At 69.8% G+C, this 3,744-nt stretch carries 2 protein-coding genes; both read right to left on the bottom strand.

Features of this window, described 5'->3' with window-relative positions; genetic code table 11:
• Positions 1-237: DUF2510 domain-containing protein (locus NS283_RS17855; RefSeq protein WP_153003418.1), on the bottom strand; the 237-nt coding region annotated here is incomplete at its 3' end.
• Between the two features lie 69 nt (positions 238-306).
• A complete protein-coding gene (locus NS283_RS17850) occupies positions 307-3,720 on the bottom strand; it encodes an error-prone DNA polymerase (protein ID WP_058598187.1) in 3,414 nt (1,137 codons plus the stop codon).
• Positions 3,721-3,744 lie beyond the last annotated feature (24 nt).

Raw genomic sequence — 3,744 nt, 5'->3', positions numbered from 1 at the left:
GGCCGCGGGGGTGGCGGGAGCCGCGACCTCGGTCTCGTCCCGGCTCTCACCCGCTGCGGCGGCCTCTGTCGCCTCGGCTCCGGCCGGGCTCGGCGCATCGACCTGTGCGGCATCCGCGTGCTCGGCGACCGCCGGACGCACCTCGTCCGTCCACGCAGTGCCGTCCCAGCGTCGTGTCCCGCCGCTGCCGGCGGGGTCGGGGTACCAGCCTTCGGGCGGAGTGGGCGTGTCGGTCATGGTCGTCCCCCTGGATGGTGATGCGGGCGGTTCATGCGAGTTCCCCGAGTCTAGTGAGCGGGTTCGCGATCATCGGAAATCCCTCGATGCGTGCGAGACGCCCACGCGGAGGTCGGTGAAGCCATCGGCCACCACGTTCGTCACGCCCTCGACCGAGCGTTCGAGCATGCCCCGGACGATCAATGCGGGCGACTCGCGCGCGATCCGGCGGTAGCGATTCCAGACCCCGACCGAGCAGATGATGTTCATGAGGCCGTGTTCGTCTTCGAGGTTGAGGAAGGTGATCCCGGATGCCGTCGCCGGACGCTGGCGGTGGGTGACCAGCCCCGCCACCTCGATCCGGCGGTCGATCTCGGCCGTCTGCAGTTCGCGAGAGGTGAGGACCCCGCGCGAGTCGAGCGCCGACCGGAAGTGCGTGAGGGGGTGATCGTCGGTGGAGAGACCCGTCGCCCACAGGTCGGACGCGAGCAGTTCGTAGCTCGTCGGGTCGGTGAACAGCGGGGGTTGTACGGCTACGAGCGAGTCAGGAAGGAACTCCAGGCGGTCCTGGGCCGCCGACCCTGAGAGCCAGATCGCTTCTCGGCGCGAATGGCCGAGACTCTCGAAGGCTCCCGCGGTCGCGAGCGCCTCGAGCTGCGAGGCGATCAGCCCCGTGCGCCGCACCAGGTCGCGCATGTCGCGATAGGGACCGCTCCGCTCTCGTTCGGCGACGATACGTTCCGCCACCTTCACGCCGATCCCGGTCACTCCCGCCAGTCCGAGCCGCACCGCGAACGCTCCGTCCCGCCGATGCGCGGCGGTCTCATCGGGCGCAGCTCGGTCGAACTCCCCCGTCGGCGGCTGGTGCGCGTCGACGCAGGCGTCGAGACCCGTGGGGCCGTGGGGACTCGCATCGTCGAGAGGCTCCATCCCCGCCTCGACGCCCGAGCGCAGCAGGTCGGGCCGGAGAACCCGCACCCCGTGTCGCCGTGCGTCGGCGGTCAACGTGGCGGGCGAGTAGAACCCCATCGGCTGGGCCCGCAGGAGCCCGGCGAGGAACACGCCCGGGTAATGCAGCTTGATCCACGAGCTCGCGTAGACGAGAAGCCCGAACGAGAGCGAATGCGATTCCGCGAAACCGAAGTTCGCGAACGCCTGGATCTTGGCGTAGAGGTCGTCGGCGACCTGGCCGACGAGCCCGTTCTCGGCCATGCCGGCGTAAAGCTTCTCGCGCAGCGAGTCGATCCGTTCCAGCCCGCGTTTGGACCCCATCGCCCGCCGGAGCAGGTCGGCGTCCTCGGGCGTGCAGTTGCCGATCGCGACCGCCATCTGCATGAGCTGCTCCTGGAACACCGGCACCCCCATGGTGCGCTCGAGCACGGGTCGCAGCTTCTCGTGCACGTACGTGATCGGCTCCTGACCGAGCTTTCGCCGCACGAAGGGGTGCACGGCTCCGCCCTGGATCGGCCCGGGACGGATGAGCGCGATCTGCACCACGAGGTCGTAGAACTTCCGCGGCTGCAGGCGGGGCAAGAGCCCCATCTGGGCCCGCGACTCCACCTGGAACACCCCGATCGAGTCGGCGCGGCACAGCATGTCGTAGACGGCCTTCTCTTCTTTCGGCAGCGTCGACAGCTCCCACGCCTCGCCCGTGGCATCCCGGATCAGGTCGAAGCAGTACTGCAGCGCCGCGAGCATGCCGAGCCCCAGCAGGTCGAACTTGACCAGCCCCATCCACGCGGCGTCGTCTTTGTCCCACTGGATGACCGTGCGATTCTCCATGCGCGCGTGCTCGATCGGCACGACCTCGCCCACCGGCCGGTCGGTGAGCACCATGCCCCCGGAGTGGATGCCGAGATGCCGAGGTGCCTTCAGCAACTCGGCCGCGAACTCGATGACCTGATCGGGGATGTCGTGATCGGCTCCGGTCTCGAGCGTGGCTCCCCACCGTTCGACCTGCTTCGACCACGCGTCCTGCTGACCCGGCGAATGCCCGAGCGCGCGGGCCATGTCGCGCACCGCGTTCTTCGGCCGGTACTGGATGACGTTGGCGACCTGCGCCGCCCGCTCGCGCCCGTACGTCTCGTACACCCACTGGATGATCTCTTCGCGCCGGTCCGAGTCGAAGTCGACGTCGATGTCGGGCTCCTCGTCGCGCAGACTCGACAGGAAGCGCTCGAACGGCAGCCGGTAGAAGATCGAGTCGACCGCGGTGATGTCGAGCAGGTAGCAGACCGCGCTGTTGGCGGCCGACCCGCGTCCCTGACACAGGATGCCGCGACGTCGGGCCTCGGCGACGATGCCGTGCACGATGAGGAAGTACCCCGGGAAGTCCTTCATCTCGATGACGCCGAGCTCGCGCTCGATGCGATCGCGATCGTCGGCGGAGAGGTTCGGATACTTGCGCGGCACGGCCTCCCACACCAGATGGCGAAGCCAGGACATGGGCGTGTGCCCCTCGGGCACCGCCTGCTTCGGCAGCGCGGGCTTGGCGCGACGCAAGGGGAAGGCGAGCTCGTCGGCGAGCGTCACCGTGCGTGCCACTGCGCCGGGGTGGCGCGCGAACCGGGCCGCCATCTCGGCCCCCGAGCGCAGATGCGCACCGGCGTGGGCCGGGAGCCACCCGTCCAGTTCGTCGAGACCGCGGTTCGCCCGCACCGCCGCGACGGCGGCGGCGAGCAGTTCTTTCCGGGGGACGGCGTAGTGCACGTTGTTGGTGGCGAGGGTCGGTAGTCCGCGCTCCGCGGCGAGGGCCGCCAGCACGTCGTTGTGGCGTGAGTCGAGAGGGTTCCCGTGATCCATCAGTTCGACGTACACGGCCTCGACGCCGAAGAGGTCGACGAGTGCGTCGAGTTCACGAGCGGCCGCCGCCGGGCCTTCGGATGCCAGCGCCTGCCGCACGGCCCCCTTCCGGCATCCGGTGAGAACCGCCCAATGCGGATCCCCAGCGCCGCCGGAACGCTCCGCCAGTTCCGCGAGGTCGTAGACCGGGCGGCCCTTCTCGGCCCCCGTGAGCTGCGCGTGAGTGATCGCTGCGGCCAGACGGTGGTATCCCTCCTCACCCCGGGCGAGCACGAGAAGATGCGAACCCGTGGGGTCGGCCTCACCGTTCTGGGGTCCGGGCAACTCGAGCGAGAGCTCGGCCCCGAACACGGTCCGCACCGCTCGCGCCTCAGCCGCCTCGGCGAAACGCACGATCCCGTAGAAACCGTCGTGATCGGTGACCGCCAGCGCGTGGAGACCTAGTCGTTCTGCTTCTTCGACGAGCTCTTCGGGTGAGGAGGCCCCGTCGAGGAACGAGTACGACGAATGCGCGTGCAGCTCGGCGTAGGGCACGGCGTCGGCGGGGCGCTCGATCTCCGGGGCGACATAGGCTCCGCGCTTGTGCGACCACGCCGGGCTGTCGCCCCCGTCGCCGTTCGGCGGAGCGCCGGTCGGACGCCGCGCGTCGCTCAGCAGGCGCTCGAGCTCCGACCATTTCACCGGTGGGTTGTTCCACCCCATCAGGGTGCCCCCGCCCGCACGCAC

The organism is Microbacterium testaceum, from assembly GCF_001476285.1.
Classification (GTDB): domain Bacteria; phylum Actinomycetota; class Actinomycetes; order Actinomycetales; family Microbacteriaceae; genus Microbacterium; species Microbacterium testaceum_B.
This window is presented reverse-complemented; position numbering and strand designations above follow the sequence as displayed.

What these genes read in the sequence shown, in the direction of transcription:
- NS283_RS17850 (WP_058598187.1), bottom strand. Translation starts at nt 3,720, where the DNA reads ATGGGGTGGAACAACCCACCGGTGAAATGGTCGGAGCTCGAGCGCCTG.